This window comes from Burkholderia sp. SRS-W-2-2016, from assembly GCF_001931485.1.
In the GTDB taxonomy this organism is placed as follows: domain Bacteria; phylum Pseudomonadota; class Gammaproteobacteria; order Burkholderiales; family Burkholderiaceae; genus Paraburkholderia.
Map to the genome: position 1 here is coordinate 1 of NZ_MSDV01000078.1, position 24,433 is coordinate 24,433.

General features: G+C 57.2%; 28 protein-coding genes and 1 pseudogene. 18 read left to right on the forward strand and 11 right to left on the reverse strand.

Annotated features, from left to right (window positions below):
• Window positions 1–41: 41 nt before the first annotated feature.
• A complete protein-coding gene (locus BTH42_RS31850; protein WP_143752279.1) occupies window positions 42–227 on the reverse strand; it encodes a hypothetical protein in 186 nt (61 codons plus the stop codon).
• Between the two features lie 685 nt (window positions 228–912).
• Between BTH42_RS31850 and BTH42_RS31855 the strand changes: the two are divergent.
• Window positions 913–1,990, forward strand: a pseudogene (locus BTH42_RS31855) (helix-turn-helix domain-containing protein).
• Between the two features lie 300 nt (window positions 1,991–2,290).
• Here BTH42_RS31855 and BTH42_RS35155 read toward each other — a convergent pair.
• From BTH42_RS35155 to BTH42_RS35160, 6 genes are all read right to left on the reverse strand, one after another.
• The gene (locus BTH42_RS35155; protein ID WP_143752280.1) at window positions 2,291–2,914 is read right to left on the reverse strand and encodes a hypothetical protein; all 624 of its coding nucleotides are present in this window, start codon (window positions 2,912–2,914) and stop codon (window positions 2,291–2,293) included.
• Window positions 2,915–3,057: 143 nt separating this feature from the next.
• Window positions 3,058–3,555 (reverse strand): hypothetical protein, encoded by a 498-nt coding sequence (locus tag BTH42_RS31860; protein WP_075305162.1) that lies wholly within the window; start codon window positions 3,553–3,555, stop codon window positions 3,058–3,060.
• The gene (locus BTH42_RS31865; protein ID WP_075305163.1) at window positions 3,552–4,679 is read right to left on the reverse strand and encodes a RecT family recombinase; all 1,128 of its coding nucleotides are present in this window, start codon (window positions 4,677–4,679) and stop codon (window positions 3,552–3,554) included. The genes BTH42_RS31860 and BTH42_RS31865 overlap by 4 nt, the downstream gene beginning before the upstream one ends.
• Window positions 4,676–5,584 carry a YqaJ viral recombinase family protein gene (locus BTH42_RS31870; RefSeq protein ID WP_075305164.1) on the reverse strand — a complete coding sequence of 303 codons (909 nt, stop codon included), beginning with the start codon at window positions 5,582–5,584 and terminating at the stop codon, window positions 4,676–4,678. Before BTH42_RS31870 ends, BTH42_RS31865 begins: the two co-directional genes overlap by 4 nt.
• A gap of 4 nt (window positions 5,585–5,588) precedes the next feature.
• A complete protein-coding gene (locus BTH42_RS31875; RefSeq protein WP_075305165.1) occupies window positions 5,589–6,062 on the reverse strand; it encodes a DNA-directed RNA polymerase subunit alpha C-terminal domain-containing protein in 474 nt (157 codons plus the stop codon).
• Entirely contained in the window at window positions 6,059–6,280 is a 222-nt protein-coding gene (locus tag BTH42_RS35160; protein WP_178392279.1) for a hypothetical protein, read from the reverse strand. Before BTH42_RS35160 ends, BTH42_RS31875 begins: the two co-directional genes overlap by 4 nt.
• Before the next feature lie 379 nt (window positions 6,281–6,659).
• On the opposite strand from BTH42_RS35160, the gene BTH42_RS31880 reads away from it, so the two are divergent.
• From BTH42_RS31880 to BTH42_RS35165, 8 genes are all read left to right on the forward strand, one after another.
• Window positions 6,660–7,511, forward strand: a complete 852-nt coding sequence (locus BTH42_RS31880; protein ID WP_075305166.1) for a hypothetical protein — start codon at window positions 6,660–6,662, stop codon at window positions 7,509–7,511.
• A complete protein-coding gene (locus tag BTH42_RS31885; RefSeq protein WP_075305167.1) occupies window positions 7,498–7,980 on the forward strand; it encodes a hypothetical protein in 483 nt (160 codons plus the stop codon). The genes BTH42_RS31880 and BTH42_RS31885 overlap by 14 nt, the downstream gene beginning before the upstream one ends.
• Window positions 7,981–7,995: 15 nt before the next feature.
• A complete protein-coding gene (locus BTH42_RS31890) occupies window positions 7,996–8,250 on the forward strand; it encodes a hypothetical protein (RefSeq protein ID WP_075305168.1) in 255 nt (84 codons plus the stop codon).
• Window positions 8,251–8,312: 62 nt separating this feature from the next.
• Window positions 8,313–9,185, forward strand: coding sequence for a hypothetical protein (locus BTH42_RS31895; RefSeq protein WP_075305169.1), 873 nt, complete (start codon window positions 8,313–8,315; stop codon window positions 9,183–9,185).
• A complete protein-coding gene (locus tag BTH42_RS31900) occupies window positions 9,178–9,771 on the forward strand; it encodes a hypothetical protein (RefSeq protein ID WP_075305170.1) in 594 nt (197 codons plus the stop codon). The genes BTH42_RS31895 and BTH42_RS31900 overlap by 8 nt, the downstream gene beginning before the upstream one ends.
• Window positions 9,768–10,253 carry a hypothetical protein gene (locus BTH42_RS31905; RefSeq protein WP_083654999.1) on the forward strand — a complete coding sequence of 162 codons (486 nt, stop codon included), beginning with the start codon at window positions 9,768–9,770 and terminating at the stop codon, window positions 10,251–10,253. The genes BTH42_RS31900 and BTH42_RS31905 overlap by 4 nt, the downstream gene beginning before the upstream one ends.
• 1 nt (window position 10,254) lies before the next feature.
• Window positions 10,255–10,482, forward strand: coding sequence for a hypothetical protein (locus tag BTH42_RS31910; protein ID WP_075305171.1), 228 nt, complete (start codon window positions 10,255–10,257; stop codon window positions 10,480–10,482).
• A 48-nt stretch (window positions 10,483–10,530) separates the two neighbouring features.
• Window positions 10,531–11,115 (forward strand): hypothetical protein, encoded by a 585-nt coding sequence (locus BTH42_RS35165; protein ID WP_143752282.1) that lies wholly within the window; start codon window positions 10,531–10,533, stop codon window positions 11,113–11,115.
• A gap of 41 nt (window positions 11,116–11,156) precedes the next feature.
• Here the strand turns inward: BTH42_RS35165 and BTH42_RS36520 are convergent, their stop codons facing one another.
• From BTH42_RS36520 to BTH42_RS31930, 4 genes are read right to left on the reverse strand one after another with little or no spacing between them, the layout of a single operon-like run.
• Window positions 11,157–11,459 (reverse strand): DUF3223 domain-containing protein, encoded by a 303-nt coding sequence (locus BTH42_RS36520; protein WP_075305173.1) that lies wholly within the window; start codon window positions 11,457–11,459, stop codon window positions 11,157–11,159.
• 38 nt (window positions 11,460–11,497) lie between these two features.
• Window positions 11,498–13,399, reverse strand: coding sequence for an AAA family ATPase (locus tag BTH42_RS31925; RefSeq protein ID WP_075305174.1), 1,902 nt, complete (start codon window positions 13,397–13,399; stop codon window positions 11,498–11,500).
• Window positions 13,386–13,898: an ABC-three component system middle component 5 gene (locus tag BTH42_RS35170; RefSeq protein WP_143752283.1), complete on the reverse strand. Its 513-nt coding sequence runs from the start codon at window positions 13,896–13,898 to the stop codon at window positions 13,386–13,388. The genes BTH42_RS31925 and BTH42_RS35170 overlap by 14 nt, the downstream gene beginning before the upstream one ends.
• On the reverse strand, window positions 13,892–14,446 hold the full coding sequence (locus BTH42_RS31930; RefSeq protein ID WP_075305175.1) for an ABC-three component system protein: 555 nt from the start codon (window positions 14,444–14,446) through the stop codon (window positions 13,892–13,894). Before BTH42_RS31930 ends, BTH42_RS35170 begins: the two co-directional genes overlap by 7 nt.
• Before the next feature lie 834 nt (window positions 14,447–15,280).
• Here BTH42_RS31930 and BTH42_RS31935 point away from each other — a divergent pair.
• The 9 genes from BTH42_RS31935 to BTH42_RS31975 all read left to right on the forward strand — a co-directional run bounded on the left by BTH42_RS31935 (window position 15,281) and on the right by BTH42_RS31975 (window position 24,424).
• A complete protein-coding gene (locus BTH42_RS31935; RefSeq protein ID WP_143752284.1) occupies window positions 15,281–15,667 on the forward strand; it encodes a hypothetical protein in 387 nt (128 codons plus the stop codon).
• Complete coding sequence (gene terL, locus BTH42_RS31940) at window positions 15,657–17,120, forward strand: phage terminase large subunit (RefSeq protein ID WP_075305177.1); 1,464 nt, start codon at window positions 15,657–15,659, stop codon at window positions 17,118–17,120. Before BTH42_RS31935 ends, terL begins: the two co-directional genes overlap by 11 nt.
• An 18-nt stretch (window positions 17,121–17,138) precedes the next feature.
• On the forward strand, window positions 17,139–19,154 hold the full coding sequence (locus BTH42_RS31945; RefSeq protein ID WP_143752285.1) for a hypothetical protein: 2,016 nt from the start codon (window positions 17,139–17,141) through the stop codon (window positions 19,152–19,154).
• Window positions 19,155–19,183: 29 nt separating this feature from the next.
• Window positions 19,184–19,462 (forward strand): hypothetical protein, encoded by a 279-nt coding sequence (locus tag BTH42_RS31950; protein ID WP_075305179.1) that lies wholly within the window; start codon window positions 19,184–19,186, stop codon window positions 19,460–19,462.
• Window positions 19,463–19,464: 2 nt separating this feature from the next.
• Complete coding sequence (locus BTH42_RS31955; RefSeq protein ID WP_075305180.1) at window positions 19,465–19,869, forward strand: hypothetical protein; 405 nt, start codon at window positions 19,465–19,467, stop codon at window positions 19,867–19,869.
• Between the two features lie 11 nt (window positions 19,870–19,880).
• The gene (locus BTH42_RS31960) at window positions 19,881–21,104 is read left to right on the forward strand and encodes a hypothetical protein (protein WP_075305181.1); all 1,224 of its coding nucleotides are present in this window, start codon (window positions 19,881–19,883) and stop codon (window positions 21,102–21,104) included.
• A gap of 19 nt (window positions 21,105–21,123) precedes the next feature.
• The gene (locus BTH42_RS31965) at window positions 21,124–21,729 is read left to right on the forward strand and encodes a hypothetical protein (RefSeq protein ID WP_143752286.1); all 606 of its coding nucleotides are present in this window, start codon (window positions 21,124–21,126) and stop codon (window positions 21,727–21,729) included.
• Window positions 21,730–22,291: 562 nt separating this feature from the next.
• Window positions 22,292–23,446 (forward strand): hypothetical protein, encoded by a 1,155-nt coding sequence (locus BTH42_RS31970; protein WP_075305183.1) that lies wholly within the window; start codon window positions 22,292–22,294, stop codon window positions 23,444–23,446.
• A 42-nt stretch (window positions 23,447–23,488) separates the two neighbouring features.
• Entirely contained in the window at window positions 23,489–24,424 is a 936-nt protein-coding gene (locus BTH42_RS31975; protein WP_075305184.1) for a hypothetical protein, read from the forward strand.
• Window positions 24,425–24,433 lie beyond the last annotated feature (9 nt).

Sequence of the window (24,433 nt, forward strand, 5' to 3'; positions counted from 1 at the left end):
TCTTTACGCAGATCGTTTCGTTCGGCCTTCCGTGTAATTACTCAACCCGCCTTAAACACGGAAATCCTGACACCCCCGTAGCGGTTGTCGCTGGCAATGATCAGCCCGGAATCGAACGTCGCGTCCGTGAACGTTTCCCAGGTATTTGAAGACGGGGAATCCCGGTTTGAAAAATACCGGCTCCCAGTAGATTCATTTTCACGCACGATGGCTTCCGCAACGGACATAGCCTGCTCCTGCGGCATACATTCCATCGAATAGGCCTGGTCCTTCCACAGCAAATTCGCAAGAATCGCAATGGCCCGCGTCCGATCGCATTCCATTAGATCTGACGCGGCCCCACACAAGCCCAAACTTTTATAACGTGCGAGATCGTTCGAGTAATCTTTGACGAACGAGATTCAGATCTCACCAGCGGTTCTTTCGGTCAAGATAATTTTGATTCCATTCACGGTCGTCGCTCCAAATTACCCGCCAACTGCGGCGCACTGAACGCCGCCCGCACCCCACCATGATCTTCTTCTGTCGACATTCGCATGCGTCGCCTAGTGATCCGCACGGCAAAGTTACTGGCTAACGACGAATCACGAAATGGGCGGAAGATGATTCGCGACGACCGCATTTCCCAAGTAGCGTACTGCCAATGACACCGGGTTCAGAGAACAAGGCCCCGGCGCGCGCAGCGCCGCCGGAAGAATGACTGCCTTGTCACCGAAGTGGAATGTGCGGGAACACAGATTCCAGATGCACCACTACCGGAAGTAGACCGAGGGACCCGCTTAAGAACTAGCGGTGTAAAGCTGCTTTCTTTGCCTACCTTTCTTTGCAGCAGTGTACGGACTGGAGACATAGCTGACAGGTGTACGAGGACATGGTTGACACTTTCGGGCAATCGAACGCCCGGAATCATCCATGCCCTGGAACGTAAAAGACACCATGAGCCTACGACAGGAATTTGTCTCTCTGGCCGCTGAACGGACAGTGCCGTTCAGCGAGCTATGCCGGCGTTTCAACATCAGCCGCCAGACCGGCTACAAATGGCTGGAGCGCCACGCGGCGCAAGGCCCTCAGGGTCTGGCCGACCGTTCAGGTCGCCCTCATGAGAGCCCCACGCGCTCACCCGATGCAATCGTCGCAAGCGTGCTCGAACTGCGTCGCCAGCACGGCTGGGGCGGGCGCAAGATCCAGCGGCGCCTGCTCGATCTGGGTCACAGCCCCGTGCCCGCACCGGCCACCATCACGGAGATCCTGCGCCGGCATGGGATGCTTGATGAACGACAGCGCGCGCAGAGCCAGCACTGGCAGCGCTTCGAACACGAGCATCCGAATTCGCTGTGGCAGATGGACTTCAAGGGCGACTTCCCCACGCTGGAGGCAGGCCGCTGCAGTGCACTGACCGTGCTCGACGATCACTCGCGCTTTAACGTCGTGCTGGCGGCCTGCGCGCGCACCACCACACAGGTCGTGCAGGCCGAACTGGAGCGGGCGTTCCGCTGCTATGGGCTGCCTTCGCGGATCAATACGGACAAAGGCTAGCCCACCGCGCCGGGGCAACTCACCGAGCTGGCCGTGTGGCTGATCAGGCTGGGCATTCATGCGAGCTCGCTCGCTGAAGGCCGAGGTCCTGCAGCGGCACGCGTTCACCACGCACGCCCACGTGCAGCAGGAACTGGAGCGTTGGCGTCACGTGTACAACAACGAGCGACCGCACGAAGCGCTGGGCATGGCCACGCCGCTCACCCGTTACCGGCCCAGCCCCCGCAGCATGCCGCCAACGCTGCCCGAGCCGGAATACGGCGCCACCGACGAGGTCCTGCAGGTCAATTCGAATGGCCTGGTGCGTTTCCGGGGCCCCGCGCTGCGCCTGTCGATTGCACTCAAAGGATTACGCGTGGCCGCCAGGCCTAGGAGCGACGAAGACGGCGTCATCGAGTTCTGGTTTGCCCATCATCGCGTCGCCCGACTTGACCTGAGCGAGCCCAAACCCTGACCATCATCTGTCAACGATGTCCTCGTACGCGTGTCAACCATGTCTCCAGTCCGTACACAGCATCAAAGAAAGTAGGTGCCGCCCCGCACAGGGGGCAATCCACGAAATTATCTCAATGCTGCCAAGCCCTTATGCAGCAAGGGTTTCCGCGATTTTCACGGTCTATGGCAGAAGATTATTATTTGCATCAGGACAATCTGAGGACAATCTTTGCGGCGTTTCTGCAACAACTGCGCTCGTCAGTCAATCAAGAAATCCCGAAGAGCCCGCCGATTCGCTGGCGGGAGGTGATGCCAGATATCATGCTTCGTCCCACAACTCACGTGCGCGGGCGGCTTCTAGTTCCCGTCGCTTTTGCGCCAATGCTGTCGTTTGATTGCTCAGGTCACGTTGCTTCGCTTTATATTGCACAAGTACAGGGAAGTCGCGGTCGTCAAATCCAGGATTGATTGCGTAGCGATATTTGCCGGGTCCGGTTCGTTCCCATTCGGGATACCGGTCGGCGCTTTCCGCGATCAGACCGTGTTTATCGAGCAGTGGAGCTAGATGATTTATCGCTCTACGAAACGAAGCACCAGCGTGGGATTCGCCTACCCCTGGCACGCTTGCCGCGCGTGAAGTAGGCGGTCGGCGATGGGGCCATTGATCTTGGTCTCCTAATGCGTTTTGACATATTTGTGGCAGCGCTTGAATGAGTGCATTGAGATCAGCCTTGATCTGCCTCACGGGTTCAACGCCACCAGCGTTGATCTTTGTAGCGTGGGCCTCAATTGCTCGACGAACACTGCTTTGCATCCACTTCTCGACTGTCGGGGGCAATTGACGACCAAACTCGGAGTAGAGCCGGTCAAGTTCCGCCTTTGCTGGCTCTAAGTCCGATTCCATTCGTTCGATTTGAGCCTGAATTTCACTGCTGGTCGGCATGATCTGTTCCTATTTTTAGCTTTCAGGACGCTCCCGCCGGTTCCATTGCAGGGCACACTCGAACTGGCCAGCCGAGATGTGAACGGCGGGAGATACCCGCCAAGGCGGATAATGCATTGCGCCCCTATTTATATCATGCTCCGTCAGTGGTCCTCTACGCTGTCCGTTGAATCTTCGAGCACTTCGAGCGTTCCCCGCACGTCCGGTAAATGCAGCAACGCCAGCACTCGCGCGGAAACCTGTTCGTCCTCCGGGTATACCTTGACGCGAAATGTATAGGGCACCGTCCCGCCGTCCATCGGGACGAACGACACCTTATCCACTTTCACGCCGATGAACGGAAGGTCTTCGTCGTGGTCGCCGTCGCGAAATGTCATACTCGCAAGGAAGCTTCCCGACCAGTGCAACGTTCCGAGTTCGGGGTTCTTCAGGTGGGGCGTGTGGTCCGGGTCGATCAGGTCGTACGCACTGTCTGCGTCATATAACGAACGGCGCAAGGTCGGAGATAACCGGTCCAGCGACGTGTTCGGCAGGTCCGTTGCAATCTTTAGATCAAGCGTTAGTACTTCATCGTCGCCGTGGTACTCCGTGCGGGTATTGATGTGCTCAACCCTGACTGGATGATTTTCAAAGTCCATCATTGTTCGCCCCCCATCTTGTGGCGTTTCGTGACGTAGAACTCTTCCAGCTCTTCACGCTGGCCTTCGTCCGGCACATTGCGTATCAGGTCGCCTGCAAGGTCCAATGCTTCAATCGCGACAGCCTTTTCAAGCCCGTCCATGACCTGCGCGAAAGTCAGCGCGACCGGCTCGGCGTCGGTTTCTTTCCTGCTTGCCTGGGAAGCGGCGCGGGCTGCCGCGATCTTGTCGGCGTACGCAGTGCGGGCAATTTCTTTCTCCCGGTCGGAACGCAACCGCGTTGCCTGTTCCCCGGCTGCCGTCAGTTCCTCGGCGGAATTCGCGTCGGCGATCAGGCGTAGAACGTCATCCAGCGTTGGCGCGGCATCGCGCGGCGGTGTATTTTTTTTCATGCGCTGTTTGACGCTATCTGTGCGCGACGATTCGGGCGCGACAGATTCGCGCCTGACTTCTTCGACTGGTCCCATATCGCGAACGCCCGAACCGACAACCTCCAGTTCGTCGGGCGTACGCACGCCAAAGACAACTTCGGACGTGTGCAGGCGCGACCACCGCTTACCGGACAGATAGGCAATCTGTTGCTTCGGGTCATCCGCCCACAATGTCGAGTTGCGGACGCGGGCCTGCTTCATCATGATTGTCAGCACGCGAGGTTCGCGCTCGCCCTTGAGCGTCGCGAAGCAACGCACGCCAAGCCCTTCTTCGTCTTCGATGTTCCATGCGGGCACGCGATATCGAACAGGCTCGCCGTGTTCGTTCTTCTTCGTCTTCGACTCGCGTTCAGCAAACTGCCCGACGATCTTTTCCCAACCCCCGAACCATTCCCAATTCAGGCGATCCGTCAGCAGGCCTGACGTGTTGACGGCGGCGATGATTAGCTGCGCTTCATAGCCAATCTGGTTGTTGACGAAGTGCGTTTTGGCCGCGACCGCGAAAGGATTCATGCCCCATTGCAGCGCCTGAATCGTCACGGCGGCGCAGTTGCCCGGCTTCCCGCGATACGGCTCAGGCACAGTGACGCCCGCTGTTGCCATCAGGTTCGCGAAGCGCTCGATATAGCCAAGCGTGTCCGCGGTTAATTCGAAGCGCTTCAGTGCGCGCGGTTCTTCTTCAAGAGTCTCGATCATTCGGTAACCTCCTTGCTTTCGTTCGGTTTGCTGTAGGTCAGCGTCGTGTAGTCGCACTCGTCTACGCTGTAAGCGGGACGGTGGACAACCTTGCGTTTATAAGCGCCACCGTTTGGAAGCCGTCCGATTGCGGCCTCCTGCATCGCGTGCAGAATATGGGCGCGTGCGCCGTCGCTAACGGCCTGATACGCCTTCACCTGTTCATCAGCTTCGATGCGTACGTTGTGCCAGTCCATCAGCGCCGCATCAAGCGTGATGGTTTCGCCGGTCGTGCCGGGATAGAGACGCTTCAGCATGTCAACGGCATGCCGGTGTGAGTAGTCGAAAGGTGGCGGCTCCCCGGTTTCAACGAACGTCCAGAACGTCATTTCCTGGTCGATCAGCAGTTCGGAAAATTCGGGATCGCGCTCGATGGTGTAGGTAACAAGACGATTGCCGCCGACCACCGCGCCGAGGTGCCACGCGTCGTAATTCAGCACTGTCAGGTAGTGATGGCACTGGCACAGATATTCGACCGGAACCTGGTCTGAACCCTGTTCGCCCCATTCGCCGGAAAACTTGAAGTAATCGACGTTGACGTTCTTCGCCTCGAAACCTTCGCGCCGACCTTCAACCAGTCGATCAATGGACGCGGCCATAAACGGATACTTCGCGTGCCGGATAATCTGGTTGCGGCGGCGCAGGCGAACGCCCATGCGATGCGCAAACATGTCGGCTGCAATGGCCTCCATCGCCTGACCGAACCGGGTCGTTTCATTTTCATTCCGTTCGCCAGTCGCCTGGCCGGTCTTGTCCAGCCACAACTCGTACGCTGTCAGGTAGCGTGACTGCCCGATGGCAGCGGCCGAATCGCTGCCGCCGATCCCTTTGCGGCGTTCCGCAAGCCAATCGTCCCTTGAGTTCATGGGCTTATTCCTTGAGCGAAAGACCACGCTGCGCCAGCATCGCGCGTATTTCTCCAAGCGCACGTCGGCCGATACCGTGTATCCGTAAGAGGTCGGGCTCCGACGCGACTGTCAGGTCAATGGCGAGGTAAATGCCAGCGCCCCTCAACGCGTTTCGCACGCGCGTTCTCAAAGGAAGATCGATGATCCGCGTAAGGCCAAGCTCCGCCACCATGGTCCGCACTTCTTTTGCAGAGAAGAGACCGATGCCTGGAACACGCAACAATTCGGCTTGAGTAATGATCGTCAGGTCGGCGACTGTGTGGAACCCAGCGGTGTTCAACGCGTTGCGCACACGGACGCTTAGTGGCAGGTCGGCAACCCGCGTACGTCGGATGACATCGCCGGGCCGCAGGACAGCAGTACGGGCTGCGTTCTCATCGCTGACGCCCTGGGGGAGCGTTGGCATCTGGTCGCCCACAGGCAGGCGGTTAGTCATTGCAGCGGCTCCGCCAGAACACGGATGAACACTGTCCACAGACCCGTTTCGATGTCCCGATACTGGCCGGTGATGACGGGTCGCCGCGCCGCGACAATTGAGTCCCGCACTGTTAGCGCGTATGAGTAGGTATTAGCGCTATTCGGTCCACGAACAATATGGTTGTTTCCACCTTCTTCATTGGGCATTGACCAGTGCTCTACAAAATCGATTCCCACGTTGCGCTCCCGGTCGAGAAACATGGCTCGAAAGATAGTCGAGCAGTGCAGCCCCATTCAAGGAATATAGAAAAACGCAATTGCGCAGAAATTGATAATTGCCGAATTTTTTGAGTTATTTCTTTGTATTTAAATTTTTTCAAGGGGCGTCAAAGCCCCGCCGGAAGGCGGTCTAGGTGAAACCACTTACGAAATAATTTCGTTTATGAAACGACGGTACACGTCTGCGTACTTCTATGCACTTTTGAAGCAAGTGACCGTGATTGACCGAATTCCTTTTCACGTCTAGTTTTTATTTTCGACGCTCGGAGAGAGGAAGTTCGGCATGGACCCGCTTATAGACGATCTGCCTTTTTCAACGGCTGGATAGGCTGGCGCGATGAATACCGTCGATCAACGAACGCGTCTTACTGGCTCAGACGGCAAGACGTATCCGCGCAGCTATAAGGCCAACCGCGAAACGATCCGGCAAGCCATTGAAACGGACCCAGCCGCGACGAACACGGCAATCGCCAGGCTGACCAATGCATCGCGCGATACGGTCATCGACGTGCGCCTGAACATGACGGCTCGCGCTGGCGCGATGGTTGATGCGCGCTATGTGACGATGTGTACCGCCATCGCCGAATGTCACCGTGTCGATGAAGTCAAGGACTTGCGCGACAAGGCACTCGCGCTCGAAGTCTATGCGCGGCAAGCCAAGAACACAGATGCCGAACGCAAGGCGTGTGATATCCGCATACGCGCGGAACGTCGCGCTGGCAAGTTGCTCAAGGAACTGGCCGCAGCGGAATTGCGCGCAACGAAGTCGCACGGTGGAGCGAACATCGCAACGGTGTCGCCTGGGGCGACACCGGTAGCTCAACCACAGACGCTTGCAGACCTCGGCGTCACGCGTGACCAGTCTTCGAAGTGGCAGAGGCTGGCGGAGATTCCTGACAAGGACTTCGAGCAAGCGTTGCGCGACCCGGCGAAGAAGCCTTCCACAAAAGCGCTTATCCGGGAGATTCGCGACGACGTAGCCACGACCATCAACCGCATTCCCGACGATGTGCTCTGGATATGGGGCCGCGTGCGCGACTTCGAAGGTGACGGGTATCTGTCGAAGAATCCCATCGCGATCTATGACGCGATGACAGACACGATGCAGGCCGACATGCGGCGCATCGTGCCGGGCATGGCTGCGTTTCTAAGCGCAATGTTGGAAGGGGTTAGCCATGACGGGAGTTAGCGCCACATCGCACCCCGCAGGCGGCGCACGCGAAACCATCGTGCGGGCGGTACGCAAGGCCATTCTCGAACTTGAAGCCGAAGATGTTCAGCGCGTCGAATGCAACACGGTTGCAGACCGCGCCCGTACGCGACTTGAAAGCGGCAACGAGTCGATATGCGCGAGATACGGGTTCATGCAATACCTGCTCGATGTCACACGCCGGGAACTGGCGCGCAGCTATGGGGCGGAGTCACACGAAACACAGGCCATACAGGGCGACCTATACACGGGCACGTTGCAAGCCCGCTATCCGGTTCCACATCAGCGCGGCGAAAGCCCGCAGTACGTGCTGCTCGATCTCCTTACACCCGAACAGGTTCGATGGAATGCGCGCCAGCATCGCAAGGTCGGGCGCGCTCACTTACGGCATGCGGATGCGCTCGACGCATACGCGCATACGAAGGCCAGCAGCGGCGACGCAGCCTAACCCGATGGTGCAACCATGACTGACTTCAGAATCGAAGGAAAGCGTGTCATTTTCGTTTCGACACGCGTGCCAACGCTGGCCGACTATGAGCGTGCGGCGCGTGTGGTACTACGCGACGCGGAAAACATCACGCATCACGTTGGCGGTCGTCTTGCGGCGCTGCGCGATCAGGACATGCGCGCACGGGCGTTGCTGTGCGATGCGTGCGGTACACCGGCCAGAGACCTACTGCTGGCGATCAACGACGCGTTGCAGTCAGAACAAACCTGACCGCCTGAGAATGTCTGCGGCAGCGGCACATAACAGCATGCGCTAACCCAAAGGGCGGCGTCATGAGCTGGCTCAAGATCGAATCCAACACACCCGACAAGCCCGAAGTGTGGGCGATTGCGGCCGCACTGTCGATGGATCGCGATGCGGTCTTCGGCAAGCTGTTTCGCGTATGGCGCTGGTTCGATGAACACACGGAAAATGGTAACGCTCGAAGCGTTACCAAAACGTTAGTCGATGAAACAGCAGGCGTTAGCGGTTTCGCAGATGCAATGATTGCAGTTGGCTGGTTGTCGATTGACGACGACGGTATTTCGATGCCGCATTTTGACTGGCACACAGGCGCATCCGCGAAGAAGCGCGCCCACACGGCCATTCGCGTCCATCGGCATAAAACGGCTAACGCTCAAGGAAACGCTGATGCTAACGATGCAGGTAACGCTTTGAGCGTTAGCGAAACGTTACCCAGAGAAGAGAAGATAAGAGAAGAAGTAAACCTAAAACCAAAACCTAAAAACATACGCGCTTCGCGCTTCGACGCGCAGGCGCGTCTTGAATCCTTTGGCGTCGAAACGCAGATTGCGAGTGACTGGCTCACGCTGCGCAGCGGCAAGCGGCTCAAACCGACAGAAACGGCTTTTGCCGGCGTGTTGCTCGAAGCGCAGAAAGCCGGGCTGTCGATGAACGACGCCTTGCGCCTCTGCTGCACACGCGGATGGGGCGGCTTCGAAGCACACTGGCTGCTTGACCGCACGCACCACGCGCACGGACCACCGCCCGCGCTCACCCCGTTGCAACAACGCGAAGCCGAACACCGCCGCGTTGCACAGGGGCTGACCCGGATGAACGGGTCAGCGCCGGAAGTCATCGATGGAGCGGTTACGGAGGTGCATCGTGTTGTCGGTGGAGACGATCCCGGAATCCTGGATGGTTAGCCTGTTCGCGCGGATGCAGGCGACTTTCGGTGCGCGCTTCACGGCACTGTGGGCCGACGCCGATCTCAACCTGGTTAAGCGCGTGTGGGCTGAAGCGCTCGTCGGAGTGAAGTCCGACGATCTGCGCCGGGCGGTGGTCGCGCTGGCAGGCGAGAAGCGTCCCCCCGACCTGCCCCGCTTTCTCGAACTGTGCGAACCTCGCCCGGCCGCGCAGCGTCCAGAGAACGGAATCGCACGTCTGCCGCGATACGAACGCGCTGACCCCGAGATTGTTGAAGCGAACCTTGCGCGTATGCGTGAACTTCTCGCGCCGCTAGCAAACCGCAAACCATCGCCGCAATGGGCGTTTGACATGCTGCTTCGCAGTTGCGGGAAAAATGGCGCGGCTCTCACATACGAGGCGCGGCGTATCTCGATTGACGCGGTGGTGTCGCTTGCTGGCCGCGCGTTCTATTCGAACGCGTCACCCGATCTTTGCGCGAAGTACCGCGCAGTCTTTGCTGCCGCTCTGCATGCGCGCGGTGATGCGCTGCCGTCCCGCGTGCCGGGCGAAGACGACGAAGAACCGCAAGAGGTGACCGTATGATCGCGCTCGCCTTCACGATCCTGGGTGAACCGGCCTCAAAAGCGAACAGCCGGGAAATTGGCACGCTCCGGTTCCGTGACGAAACTGGCCGCGTCAGAACCCGCCCGACAGTGCGCAAATCCGACAAGGCGCTTGCATTCGAACGATTCGCGCTTCGACAGATTCCGCCGCGTTGCCGTGTGCAGCTAACCGGCCCGGTGCGCGTCACGTTGCGGATTTTCTACGCATCCGAACGTCCGGACCTGGACGAATCGGTGGTTCTCGATGTGCTTCAGAACCGCTATGCAACCGTCAAGGTCGGTGGCATGAAGGTACGCGAACTGGTGCAGCGTGGCGTCTATGCGAACGACCGGCAGGTCCGCGAGAAGCACGTCTATCACGGCATCGACCACGCCAATCCGCGTACCGAAATCGTCATCGAGCCGCTGACTGCCCAACAAACCGCGCTGGCGCTCGAATCAACGGTAACGGTGGAGGTATGAGATGAACCTGAAACAACGGGAGATGAGAGTGATCCGCTCCGACCAGATACGCGCCCGCGCACTTCACGATGCCGACAGACTTCGCGAAGCGCTCGCGCTGATTGCGGACATCGCCGAAGGCTCGACCACCGCCAACAGCCTGCCGAACATCGCGCGCATCGCACGCGCTGCGCTGGTGGGTGCCGAACCTGCCGATCCGCGCCTGAGCGCGGAACCAGCAAAGCACTGACGACGAAGCGGTCAACTTGAGCACGTGTCAATTCCGATATCAGCCACCATGAGCACGAACACTTTCGCCTTTGAAACGACGGAAGCGGCGCTACGGTTCGCGTTGCGGTATGCGTCGCAGCAACACAGTTCATCCGAATTGGCTGGACTGATGCACAGTCGTACTGCGCCAGGCGTTGGGTTGACCGGAACGGACGGCGCGACCCAGGCCGGTATGGTACGCGCGGAAATAGCAAAGTTGACGCCCATACAGCAGGCGGTAATTGCCGGTCGTTACGCATTGCCTGATGTGCCTTGTACTTGTGGCCGTCCATGCTGCTGCGGACATACGCCGAACCGCGAGTGGATAGAGGCAATTTCCTGCCTCGCTCGCGAGACGACGCCCTTATTTGCCGGTCGGGTCACTTACTTTCGCCTGCGGCAAACTCTTATAGGCAATGCGTTGCAGGGTGTGCGCGTGACGGACACAGATCTGGCAGCAGAATATGGGGTTCACCGTCAGACGGTCGCGGAACATAAGGCCAAGCTCGAATCTACGTTGCTTGGCACCCGCCTCCAGACTGGCGAGTTTGAGAGGTCTTATGCGCGCGTCGACGCAATATTGCGGGGCGCTGGCATCGTTGGCGGCGACTAGCCTCGCCTTTAACAATGCCGACCTTCCATCATTAAAGCGGGTTATTCTCGGTTGTTAACACAGTCAGTCCAACTTATGTTGCCCGAAGTTCCATCGAGTTTATGAATTTGAAATCCTCGGCTTCCTTTCTCTTGAATGAGCAATTGAATTCGAGCGACACCAGGGGCAAGCTTGTCAGGATAGTTGCTATGACTCTCAAAAAGAGTCATACAAAATCGCGTATCTTCGGCATTTAGATAATCTCCTACTTGATAGCGATCAACCACTTCCCGAATAAATCTGATTAAATCATATTTTATTTTAAATAAATGTGCCCCGAGCGTAATGCTTATTGCGCGACCCATTCACATCCCCCTTGATATTTAAGATCGGTTATACAAGATTACTTAATTTGTATTGATTTTTCATCATGCGTGAATTTCGGCCCTACGATATATACTTCATTGTCTAATTCTGGGCACACACTCATTGTGGTCATGATGATCTGATGAACGACATCCGACCCCTTGGAATGGCTTGCTATGATCTTTTGGAAATTATAACTTCTCTCAACTTCCATTCCGCCGTCCTCGATGCCGTCCAATATCAGCAGCCGAGGATAGCGAAAATAAGCTTGCTCAAGAGAAGATAGCAGGAGCGCCAAGTGAAATCCATGGCGTAAAAATACCATGGAACTCGCCGAAAACTGCTTTTGTCTATCGATGGAAATTTGGTTTCCTGCGAAGTCAATATCAACTTCGCTCGCCTCTGCGAACGCCGCTTCCCGGAACAAGTCTTCCTTCAATATGGCTTTCAAATTATCGGCAATGGACAAGTATGCGGCGCTCCGACGGCCCGTTTGCTCGCGCGTTACTGCTTCGATGCGCCCACGTGTCCAATCCAGGCGACGCTCCACCTCACCGAGATTTACTGTTAGTTTATCAAGTAAATCGGCAAGCTTCTTCAGCTCTAACGCATTTCGAATTTCCTGTTCTTTACCACCGATTTCTCTAGATATATTTTGAATAATTATTTGCTCCGGCGATCTCCATTGAGTCTGATTTCTTTTGAATTCAGACTCTAGTGACTTCATGCCAGTCTCTGCAGATGGAATCTCCAACTCAATAGAGTTCAGCTCTTCCAATTGCTGAACACGGATGGCACCGGATTCACGTAGCTGTAGGGCAAGCTCATTTCTCATGCGAGCCAATTGAGAGCGTGCCGAATCTTCAGCGATGGCAGATTTGCACAGCGCACAAGTAGACTTATCTTCCTTCGTGCTTTCAAGCTTTGAAAAGCAGCTTGGGCAGAATGAGAACACTGCCGTCCCCAAGTAGGACTCCGCTATAACGGATTCCTCTAAGCTAGATATCCTCTCTTCAAGCTCTTTCAAAAACAGCTCAGAATCGGCAATTTCCGCCTGAAGGTCAAGTTTTCGTTGTTTCAGCTTCGAAAGTCGGGCATGAGCGTCACTTAACCTCTGCCTGAGAGAATTATCTTCTTTTGAGGAGGATGTTTTGCTCAGCAACCCATTGTTGAGATTTTCAATTCGAGACTGGAGTACTGATATCTCACTAGCAAGCGTTTGTATCTGATTGTCAAGGAACTCAAGTGATATATTGGTTCCTGATTGTCCAAACGTGTGATAGATCGTTTTAATACTCGTTCGAAGTGCAGAGGCCTCTTTGTCAGCGGCTGACTCAGTCAATCTCAATTCATAAAGTTCGGTTGAGTCGATTCCAAGAAGATAGTCCCCGACCGCTGCGCGCGTAATGCCACGATCAAACCGATCTGCCCGAAACAGGTCCGACGAGGGCGTTTCTTGATCCGAATAGACCAAGCGCATCAATTGATGCATAGTGATATTGGAGCCTCCATCACCGCGAAGCTCGGGCATTTCCAGTAGCCGAAACATCACCTGAGAAAAACTTTCTTTCAATTCGCTCCGTTTAAACGGATATTGTTGCCACATTGACGCGCTTGCTTCCATTGCGGTCAATGCACCACCCCAAAATATGGATAGCGGCTGCATGGGCTGTGTGCTAACGAATCGACGCAGTGTGACGACCGCCTCATTAGCGGTAATTTCGAGATAAATTTCGTTACACAGCTGGGCTATTTGATTGAAGCTAATATTTTCCGAACCGAGGGCAAAGGCAATGAAGCGAATTGCCGTAGTCTTGCCAGAACTGTTTTCGCCGGTGATAACATTCAACCCTGCATGGAATGAAATATCCATGACCGATCTGCCGTCTTTTTTTACAACCAGACGATTGACGAGAATGGTAGGCTTATGCAGGATCATATCTATGCTCTATTAGGCCAGAGCGGTGCTTTAGCCCATTGTTTCCGTTGACAGGTAGCTTGAGAAAGTCCGAAAGAACAAACTTCCCTACGACAGTTTGTCGATCTTGAAAGCGTGCGACCGCAGCTGCTAGGTCAGCTGGTAAGTCGTTTCCGGAAAGCGACAATATTCCACGCTTCAGCAAATCGGCGTCTAGAAGATTGGCTGCGACCAACCCGCTCAATGCTGCAAAAAATATCGGGCGCATTCTTTCGAACGCGGTCCGGTTTCCCGAAGTGCTGCGATATGGATTTTCTGTATCCTTTGCCGCCGTTCGCATACTCCGGTACTCGGCAGGAAAAGTAAAACTGAGCATTTTGTACGGGTAGACAAGGAAATAATCTGCAATCCGTGCTGCATCGATAGACAAGTTAATATTTATTCTGGAAGACGACTTTGCGACAGCCAATATTCTTATTGCCCCATGATAGGGATCAAGCGCTGGTTCGTATATCAGCATGCGTCCCACCTGATGTGGCAGTTTCCGGCCAAGAAATAGACTAACGCTTGGATGTCCATTTTATTTAGCATAAGCGGATTGCTTTCTAGCATTTGAAGCGCGGGCGATATAACTTTCTCCAACATCGCAGTGTCCACAACTTCTCGCGACGCATGTGCTTGCACCAGCGGTAATACCGATTGTTCAAAATTCACGACGATTTCTGCCATTAAGAACGTATAGATCGTCTGCGCTGATTTCGAACCTTGTTGGCGCATGATGGCTTTATAAGCCGATTGCTTCCGAATTAACGCAATCTTGAGTAAATCGCTACGCCCCGACGCGCTTAATTTCTCTTCAAGTCCACGAATATCCGAGCTGGTTTCGTTCGAAAGAAAATGTTCAAGTTTTTCTGTCCATGCAGACAGTGTTTGATCGGCGAGAGTTTCTGCGAGATATTGTTCAACAAGCCGCGCCATTGCCGTAGGCTCTCGAACCGCATGATACGTTTTGTTAATATCCCTACCCGCAAAGTCCCCGCCAGCTGTGTTGTCGCGGACTGTAGTCATAACGCTCGCCATATCGGACTATTACTTTTTATTAACGTCGCGTCCCGCAATGTCGCCGCCGGCCGTATTTCCCTTAATAACCGTCGAGTTTCGCGATCTATCGACAATGATCTTCAAAGTCCAGCCTGAAACCAAGCCACCGAGAAAGGTCAAAATTTGAGAAAGATGCTCCATGCATAGCCCCGTACATTGTTTTAGATCGGTAGCGCCAACCGGTAATCAATACTTAGTCGATCGCCTCGCATCGTAGCAGTGACCGATGTAGCCCGTCTATATTCGTCGGGAGAAAATGGGACGCCTCTCACACGTGTGTAGATGCAGATGGAAGAAAGGCGATGGGGAAATGCGAAATTCTTGACATTCGACAAAAACCGTCGAAAATACCCGGTGTTGACAGCGCCACAGCCATGTCCAAAGCCCGCCCCGTGCGGGCTTTGTCGTTTCTGGCGTCCGCATTTCTGCACCTCCGCAGGAGTTCTCCGATTGCTTCATCCATCTAACGCGTCTCCCGGCGCGCGGCTATGGCATATCCCTGTATGTCAGTGAATTTACGTGCGTAGTTGCGGCCGGTGCGGCGGCAACCCAAAACACTTACGTGACTATGTTCTCGCGCATCCGGACGAATTTGCGTTGCAGCCACCCCAGCAGCCTTCTGCATCGGATTGGTGATATCGCCTATGCAGGGACTGACGGCTGCGCATGCTGCGCACACGTTCGCCTCCTTGCTGTCGGCGTTGTGGTCGGTGCGCTGGTTGGCGCGGCGCTGATGCTCTCCATTGCGCTGTCGCTCGGCGATGTCTGATTTTTAATCAAAGAAATCAAAGAGGCGATGCAATGGCGCGAGGCGGCAAGCGGGATGGCGCAGGACGCAAGGCCGGAACCGTATCGCACCTTGGGCGTGAAGCCCACGACAGGGCTGCGGAAACGGGCGAACTGCCTCACGAATTTCTTTTGCGCGTCGCACGTGGCGAAGACCTGTTTTTCGATGTCGTCACGGTCAGCGGCCGGGCTCGGCGAACGCAGCGAAAGCCGACCTTTGCAGAGCGGATCGACGCAGCGAAGTCCGCCGCGCCGTTTTTCCAGCCGCGCCTGGCGACAACATCTGTCGCACATAGCGGGTCGGTCGGACTGCTGGAAGTCGCAAAGACAGTCAACGAGGAAACCAGCGTAGCGGTCGCAAAAGAAATGCTGCGCGACGCAGGATATGAGGTTGACGACTGACAGAACGCTGACGGACAGGTTTGCTGCGCAGGCCGTTGCCGCGCGTACCAATCTGATCGTCTACGCGCTGCTGGTCGATCCACGCTATCGCGCGAACGCTTTCCATCGGTATGTCGCTCGCGCGCTTGAGCGCGCCGTAGCGGCCGGGCGCGGACGGCTGCTGATTGTCGCGCCTCCGCAGCATGGCAAGTCGGAACTGGTATCGCGCAAGCTACCCGCCTGGATCATGGGCCGGTTCCCGGACTGGCCGATCATCGCGGCGAGCTATGGCGACGATCTGGTTGACCTGAACGGCGGCGCAGTGCGCGCGGTGTTGGCGTCGCCCATGCATCAGACGATTTTTGGTGCGTGCAGGCTTGACCCGAGCAACACGGCGAAGCGTGACTTCCGCACGACGGCAGGCGGCAACTACCTCGGCGTGACAATCCGAAGCGGCGGAACGGGTTTTCCGGCGAAGGTCTTCATCATTGATGACCCGTTCCGCTCGCGGGCGGATGCCGAATCGCCGACGTACCGCGCGCACGTGAGGGACTGGTATAGGTCAGTGGTGTATCCGCGCCTGACGGAAGACTCGATTCTGATTGTCATGCACACGCGCTGGCATGAAGACGACCTTGCTGGATGGTTGCTTACCGACCACGCACAGGAAAAGTGGCAAGTCATCAACCTGCCTGCACTCGCGGAAGATGGCGATCCGATGGGCCGCAAGCCTGGCGAACCACTCGTACCAGAGCGCTTCAGTGCGGCGGCGTTAGACCAGAAGCGCGTCGCCGTGGGCTCGCGCGAATGGGCGGCGCTCTATCAGGGGCGTCCGCAACCGGCTGGCGGCGGAACATTCCGACGTGACTGGTTGAAGTATTACGACGCGGGCGATATCCAGCGTGCCGTCTGGGCAATGAATCGCTATCTGCTGGTCGATCCGGCGCGCACACAGAAGAAGACTTCCGACTTCACTGCCATGCTTGTGATCGGTCTGCATGTGGACGACAACTATTACCTGCTCGATGCGCTGTACGACCGGATGAAACTGGCCGACCGTCCGAAGATGCTGATTGAACTGCATCGCAAATGGAAGCCGCTCGCAACGGGCTACAAAAAGACCGGTCATGAACAGGAACTGGAGTACATCACAGAGAAGCAGAACCGGGAAAATTACCGGTTCCCTGTGGTGGCACTGTCGGAAGCAGGACCGAAAGAAACCCGCATTGAACGTCTTGCGCCCGATTTTGAATCGGGCCGGTGGTGGCTTCCTGGTACGTTGTGGAAAGCCGATAGCGAAGGCGTGGTGCGCGACCTGATTGCGCAGTTCATCAACGAGGAATATCTACCGTTTCAGGCGGGCCGACACGATGACTTTCTCGATTGCATGTCCGGTATCAAGGATATCGGCGCACGGTTTCCGCGTCTGCGCGAACGGCGTCCCGCTAGCGGAAACGATGTTCTGATTGTGTAGACGGTTATGCACGTTGCCATGAAGGGTTTCACCACGGTCAGGCAGGACGTGGTAATCCCAGGCGCGCGCTTCGAAGAGGTCAAGGAAGAACAGCTTACCCAGCCTGTTAGCAGACTGGCGGAACATGTCCGTGGCGCATGGATCGTGAATCGCGACCATCGTGTCAGTAACGGCATCGAGCGTGTCATGTTGCAGTGTGCGCGGCAACGCAATGGTGAATATGACGCGGAAGATCGCGCGAAGCTCGGCGGCATCGATATCTTCATCAACATAACGGGATTGAAGTGTCGCGCGGCCGAAGCGTGGATCAAGGACGTTCTGGTCAATGCGGCCGATGAACCGTGGACGATAGAGGCGACGCCAATCCCGGACCTGCCCGACGACCTGAAAACGCAGGTTGTGCAGATGGTGCGCGCCGAAGTGCTGGCGCGCGGCTACGTCGATAACGCGCAGATTCGCGACCGGGTGAAGCAATTGAAGGCAACCGCGCTGCGTGAGATGCAGAAGCTGGCCGCTGAAGCGTCCGGCCGCATGAGCGACAAGATAAACGACCAGCTACAGCAAGGCGGCTGGCGTGCGATCTTCGAACAGTTCCAGAGCGATATCGTCACCTATCCGGCTGGTGTGATGAAAACGCCAGTCGTGCGAAACCGGCGCTCCCTCAAATGGGACGGCAACCGGATCAACACGACAACCGAAGCGATCATGGTCTGTGAGCGCGTCAGCCCGCTCGACCTGTATCCATCGCCGGAAGCGACGAACCCGCAAGACGCCAACAACGTCATCGAGCGTATGCGGATGACCAAGGCGCGGCTTTTCGAATGTATCGGTCTGCCGTTCTTTGACGAAGGCGCGATACGCATGGTCATTGCCGAGTATGAAAGCGGATTTCGTGACTGGCTTTCAATGGATGGCGAGCGCGCCCGTGCCGAGAAGAAGCAAGGCACGCTATGGCGCGATAACGAAACCATTGACGTGCTTGATTTCTGGGGCCGCGTGCAGGGTTCGATGCTCCAGGAATGGGGTATCGAAGTCGAAGACAAAGAGGCGCAATACGAGTGCAACGCGTGGTTCGTCGGCCACTATGTAATTCGTGCGCTCCTGAATCCCGATCCGCTTGGACAGCGCCCGTATCGCGTTACTTCGTTCAACAAGCTGCCAGGTCAGTTCTGGGGCGAAGGCATCCCGCAACTGATACGCGACCTGCAACGTGCCGGTAACAGCGCGGCGCGGGCGCTGGTACGCAATATGGCTTTCGCATCCGGCCCGGTCATCGAAATAGACGTAGATCGTCTGGACGAATCGGAAGACCGGCCAGACACGATTGTGCCGTGGTCCGTGCGTTACATGAAGTCATCCAGTGCGCCGGGCGGCGGCGGTCCCGCGATGCGCTACAACGTCGCGCCGTCGATTGCCAACGACCTGATGGCGATTTTTACCCGCTACATGCAGATGGCCGACGACTTCTCAGGTATCCCGGCATACACGTACGGCAACCAGAACGTAGGCGGCGCTGGGCAAACAATGGGCGGTCTGTCGCTTCTGTATGGCGGAGCGCTGAAAGGCATCAAGAACGTCATCATGAACATCGACCGCGATTGCATCGAGCCGATGATTACGAGCATCTGGACATACAACATGCTGTATGACCCGGACCCGAGTATCAAGGCAGACGCCAAAGTCATCGCCAAAGGCGCGGAAGGCATTCTTCAGAAAGAACAGGCGCAGGCCCGAAGCATCGAAACCTTGCAGGTTGTCACGCCGTTCATCCAGCAAGGCGTTGTGCCGCCACAGGGCGCGCAGTTCCTGATTCGCACATGGTTGCAGCAGAACGGCTATGACCTGTCTGACTTCTTCCCTGACAGCACGGTTGACCAGGAGATTAGCGGCGCGCTTGGCGCGGCTCCTGGAAGCGCACCAACACCGGGAAGCCCGCCACCTTCAGCGCGACCGGGAACGCCGCCGCCTGCCCTGGATGGAAGACAGGCGGCAGTGCAGCAGGTAATGCGGAACAGCCAGATACCCCCCGCATGACCCTATGAGTCACGCACCAGGAGCTACCCATGAGGCTCGACGGATTTGAGGTGCTGGTTGCCGATCCAGTGTTCGACCTGTTCTTTGGCGACGGCCGCGTACACAGCATTACGGCCGACGATCAGGCGGTAATCAGTTTTGGCAACCGGATGTTCACATACGATTCGCGCGGCATTGGCCAGCACGGACGGCGCTCGCTCTACTGGCATAACCCCGTGTTGCTGGTGCCAATGAAGAATGAACGCGAGTGGTCTTTGCAGCGTCGTCTTAATGCTGCGATTTCCGCCGAACTGCGGCCGGGAGGTTAGCAATGGGCCTTCAATCACTGGTCGGTCAACCCGGCGTATGGCAATCCGCCGACAGCGAACCGCGCAACCTGCTGTTTGGCCCCGACAGCGCGACCAACCTGTCACACATCATTCAGGTGGACGCGTCGCCCATCATCGTACGTGCGTTCAATCTGGATACGCATGACCGCGTACTGGTGGAAATGGTGGACGGTGAAGGTGCAGGCAGGCACTTCGCGCCGTTCTGTCCGCGCGGTGGTCAGGAAAATCTCGTTGCCTCGCGCAATCTGCTGCCTATCGGCATACCCGGCCGCTATCGTTTCGTGCTGGATCGCGACGACGGCGGAACGCCTGCCCTTGGACTGGTGACAGTGCGTTATCACGAAGTCACGATGATGCATGAGTGGCTGACCGCTTACCTGAAGTAGAGGAACCCGCCATGTCACTCGATGCCGGAACCGTCGCACGGACCAACACAACGGCGTTCCAGGACAGCGACCCGAGCAATGTCGTTTTCGATTCGTCCTCTGTGACCAACGTCTCGGCCGTGCTTCAGGTGGATGACGAACCTGTGATTATCCGCGCGCACCATCTGGGCAACGGCGAACAGGTATGTGTCGAACTGGTGGACGGCAGCGGCGCGGGCGAGCACTTCAGCCCGTTCATGCGCGGGGGTTCTCAGGTCCGGCTCACTCGCCGTTGCAATGTCGTCGTGCTGGCGATGCCGGGACGTTACCGGTTCGTTCTGAACGGCGTGCCGGGCGTGGCGTATGTGCGCCAGTTCCGCGCGTCGATGACACATGAATTTCTGCTGGAGGGTCAGAAAATGGGCTGCTGTGATGAATTCCCGACGAGCCTGCCGCCGTCCGGGCCAGCCGGTGGAGACCTGACCGGTAACTATCCGAATCCGGGTGTCGATCCGCTGAAGGTAGCCGATGGAATCGGCGGGAACAGTTCGGCGAAACTTATCCTCGCGGCTGCGCTGTGCAGCGCCATGCAGGAATGCTTTGCCCGCGTATTCACCAGCTGCGATGGTTCGTTTCATCAGGTTGGTGAGGCGATTCCGACCTGTGACGAGATGCGCCTCGCCATCGAAGCCGCAGCGCCGACACTCGTTGATTGCAATGGTATTCCGCTTGCGCGCGGTTCAAGCGTGCCGACGTGCATGCAGATGAACGCCGCGCTTCGCGATACCCAGGCGAGTCTGAGGGATTGCAATGACTCACTGCTCCCGTTAGGCACGAACGTGCCAACGTGCGAACAGATGGGTGACCGGATTACGGCCGCAATCGGTTCTATTCCGGCAGACCGGTTTCTTGAAGTCGTGGAATACGACCCGGTAACGCACACGATCACGTTTCGCGTCGGTGACGACGGCGCACCGTTCGTCGTCAACCTGTCGGACCTGTTGCCGGTAGTGGTCGGTGCGGGCCTGTCGGGCGACGGCACGATTGGCAGTCCCATAGCAATCCAGTTGCGTCCCGCCAGCGGCCTTGCCGTGGATTCAAACGGACTGGCGTTGCTACCGGCTGCCACGTCACCGCCATCCTTGGCGGAAGGTACGGATTTGCCCACTTCTGTCTTCGGCTCGCGCACCGCGTTGCTTGCCATGCCGGATGGCTGGATCGATATCGGCGGCCGTAAGGTGCCTTTCTGGAACTGACACAGGCTGAAGGAGAACAATGATGGTTTCCGCTATTCCCGTCGTCAATGATGCCACCCGACACCGACCGCTTTCGAACGGCGAGACGTTGCAGGCGAGCGTGATCCAGCTTTCCGGCGACGCAGGCAATGCCGTGCAGCTTGGCGCGGACGGAGGTCTATTCGCAAGCTCCGGGAAGCCTGGCCGATATGCGATGACCATCACCGACAGAGACTTCCAGCAATCCGACTGGATCAGCGCGGGCAGTCCATCGTCGTGGAACATCGGCGCGACTCAACTGGTCATACCCGACACGCTCCTGAATATCGTCTGCCTGTGTTTCGTGAATGTGAGCGTGTCGCCTGTTTCATCGAGCGCACTGACCTACTACGACTCCACCTTGACCGGGGGACAGAGCCAGCCACTTTTCATGCTCACAGGAAGTCCTGCCGGGCGTCTTACCGTCAGGCCCGACAGCAATGTTCCGGTTCCGTCGTGGGGCATCTATCTCGTCAATCCGCTGCGGGCGCAATTGCCGCCCGGCTCGACGCTTTCGCTCGGCCGGACTCTGAACGGCGTGAATTACACAGCCAGCAACGGCATCATTCGCGTCTATGAGCACCTGACGCTGGTTCCATTGAACTGAATGTGTGCAATACACCATCTGCTTATAAGAGGTGACCCATGACTTCCCGTCCGACATCGACGCCAAAACCGAAGGTTGTCCAAAGAAGTGTCCCAAATCCAATTCGCCCGCCTGTCATTCCTGTGGGCGTGAATGCTCAAACTGCTGCATCCGGCTCGGGCAGTTCTGGCGCTGTGCCCGTACGCTCGAAGACGTGCAACTGTGGCGGCACTGGTCTGAAATAGGTTTCACGCCGGTATCGCATCATGAGACCGCCGAACGCCCCACAGCTTGAGGCCATCGGGCAACTCCAGAGGCGCGAACTCGCATGGAGCGTACTGGTTGCATGGCTCAACGATAACCGGCTGCGCGCACAGGAAGAATGCGCGTGCGCCGATGACGATACGCATGTACGTCGCGCTCAGGGCGCGGCCCGTTGTCTTGCCGAACTGGTTGGCATCCTGACACCGAAGTAACCCCGCAATGCCCGACGATCAATCGCCGACCGGCAGCAATGCCCGTCGGCTTTTCTGTTTGTGACTCCGCCCGGCAGACGTGCCGCCCGGCTCACAGGAGTATCAACATGGGAATCCCGCGTCAGTTACAGGCCCGTCTCGATCAATACGAAGCAGAAGCGAAACGCCCAGCGACCGCTCCGTCCGGCGATGCTGCAACGGCTACCACCGGAGCGGCACCGGCCGACCCGGCCGCGGCCAGTTCTGGTGCGTCAGTCGCCGCCGACACGTCTGCACAGGACGGCGCACAGGGGGCGCAAGCGACCACGCAAGACGATGCAGACGACGTTTCCGCATTTCAGTCTGATGCGAGCGCAGTGCGGCCCGTTGGCGACTCTGCTGATTCGCTTTTTAATGACCCGCGTTACAGGCGCATGGAGGGACGATACAAGGCCCAGGTCAAGCGCCTGGAAGATCGCGTATCGGAGTTGACGGAAGACGCACGCGGAACGTCTGTGATTGCGGACCTGCTTGCGCAGACACGTTCTGAACTCGCCGAACTTCGCGCCGAGAAGCGTGGCAAGGCACAGCCAGAAGCACCGACCGAACCGGTCGTTCCTGAACTGACCGATGAAGAGAAAGACATGTTCGGCGACTTCGCGCCTGTCGCCGAAAAAATGATTGCGAAAAGCACCGCGCCGCTACACGCGAAGATCGCCGAGCTTGAACGGCAGACCGGCGCAGTAGGCCAGCGTGCATTGCAGACAGACGAAACGATGTTCGTTAATCGTGTGCGTGCCCAGGTGCCTGCATTTGATTCCATCGTGAACGATCCCGACTGGCCCGAATACACGAAGCGCAAGGTTCCGCTTACTTCGCTGACGCTATTCGATGCCTTGCAGGACGCTCATAACGCCCGTGACCTCGAACGCGTAAGTGCAATCCTCAATGCCTTCGCCTCCGGGCGCGCGCAAGACCCGGCAACCGCATCTACGGCAGCGGCGTCAGCGCGCAACGCAGGACACGTAACCGCAGCAACCGCAGCATCGGCCACTTCTGCCCCTGCCGGCGCATCCACGCCCCCAGCCGCGAACGGTCTTGCGCAGTTCGCTACCCCAGACCGAACCGCCGCAAACCCTTCGGGCAAGCCCACCCCGAAATTCCGCCAGAGCGATTACCAGGCGCGCATGAGTGACTTGCGCGGCCGACGTATCACGACCACGGAATTCGAGCAGTTCGACAAGGAATTCCAGGAGGCTAAACGGGCGGGCCTCGTCGCATAGCGCATTGCGCGACTCGTCGCGTCAGGCGCGCAGGAGTCCATCATGTCTATCGTCGCATCCGCTGGGTACAGTCAGTACTCGGCCGTGCTGATTACGCCGCTATTTGGTGACCGTCTGATTGCTCGCGCCTATTGCGAGTTTGTTGCGGGCGATATCACCAACACCGACTACAACGGCGACATCACCAAGCACGGCGACCGTATTACGTATTTCATCGAGCCGGAAGTCGAAGTCCGCGACTATCAGAAAAACGCGAAGCTCCAGCCGCAGGAACTGGAGAGCGAGACCGTAACAATGGTCATCGATCGCGCGAAGTACTACAACGTGAAGCTGGATCGCGTCGATGAAAAACAGATTCAGTTCATCGACAAATGGGTTGAAGCATTCCTTCAACGCGCGAGCTACAACGTCAAGTTGCAGATTGATCCTGACGTGATGATGCGGATGGCGCTGCAAACCGCATCAACCAACAAGGGCATGAATGCGGGCAAGTTGTCGCGCTCGCAGGCGCTGGGAGAAGTTGGCAATCCCGTGCCAATCACGGCCGCGAACGTCATCGAAGTACTGACACGCGTGCGTATCGTGCTGCGCGAGGCATGCCGCTGGCAGGACGGACAGATGTTTGTCGTGTTACCTGAAGCGGCTGAAGGCGCGTTGATGGGTTCGGACCTGAAAGCTGCATACCTCACCGGCATGGCGCAATCGCCGATTCTCAACGGAAAATTTCCGTTGCAGGTAATGGGATTCACGCTTTATTTCAGCAACAACGTTCCGTGCGTGCTCGACGTGGCAACCAACACTAACGCGTATTGGGTCATTGCCGGAAACAGAAAGGCGACAGGCTTTGCGCAGCAGCTTGAAGAACACGAAATCGTTTCAATGGATGACACGTTCGGCAAGTACTACCGTGGGTTGTGGGTCTATGGTCACAAGCCGTTCCTGCGCGATGCGCTCGCAGCGCTGTATTGTCACTTCTGAACGCTCCTG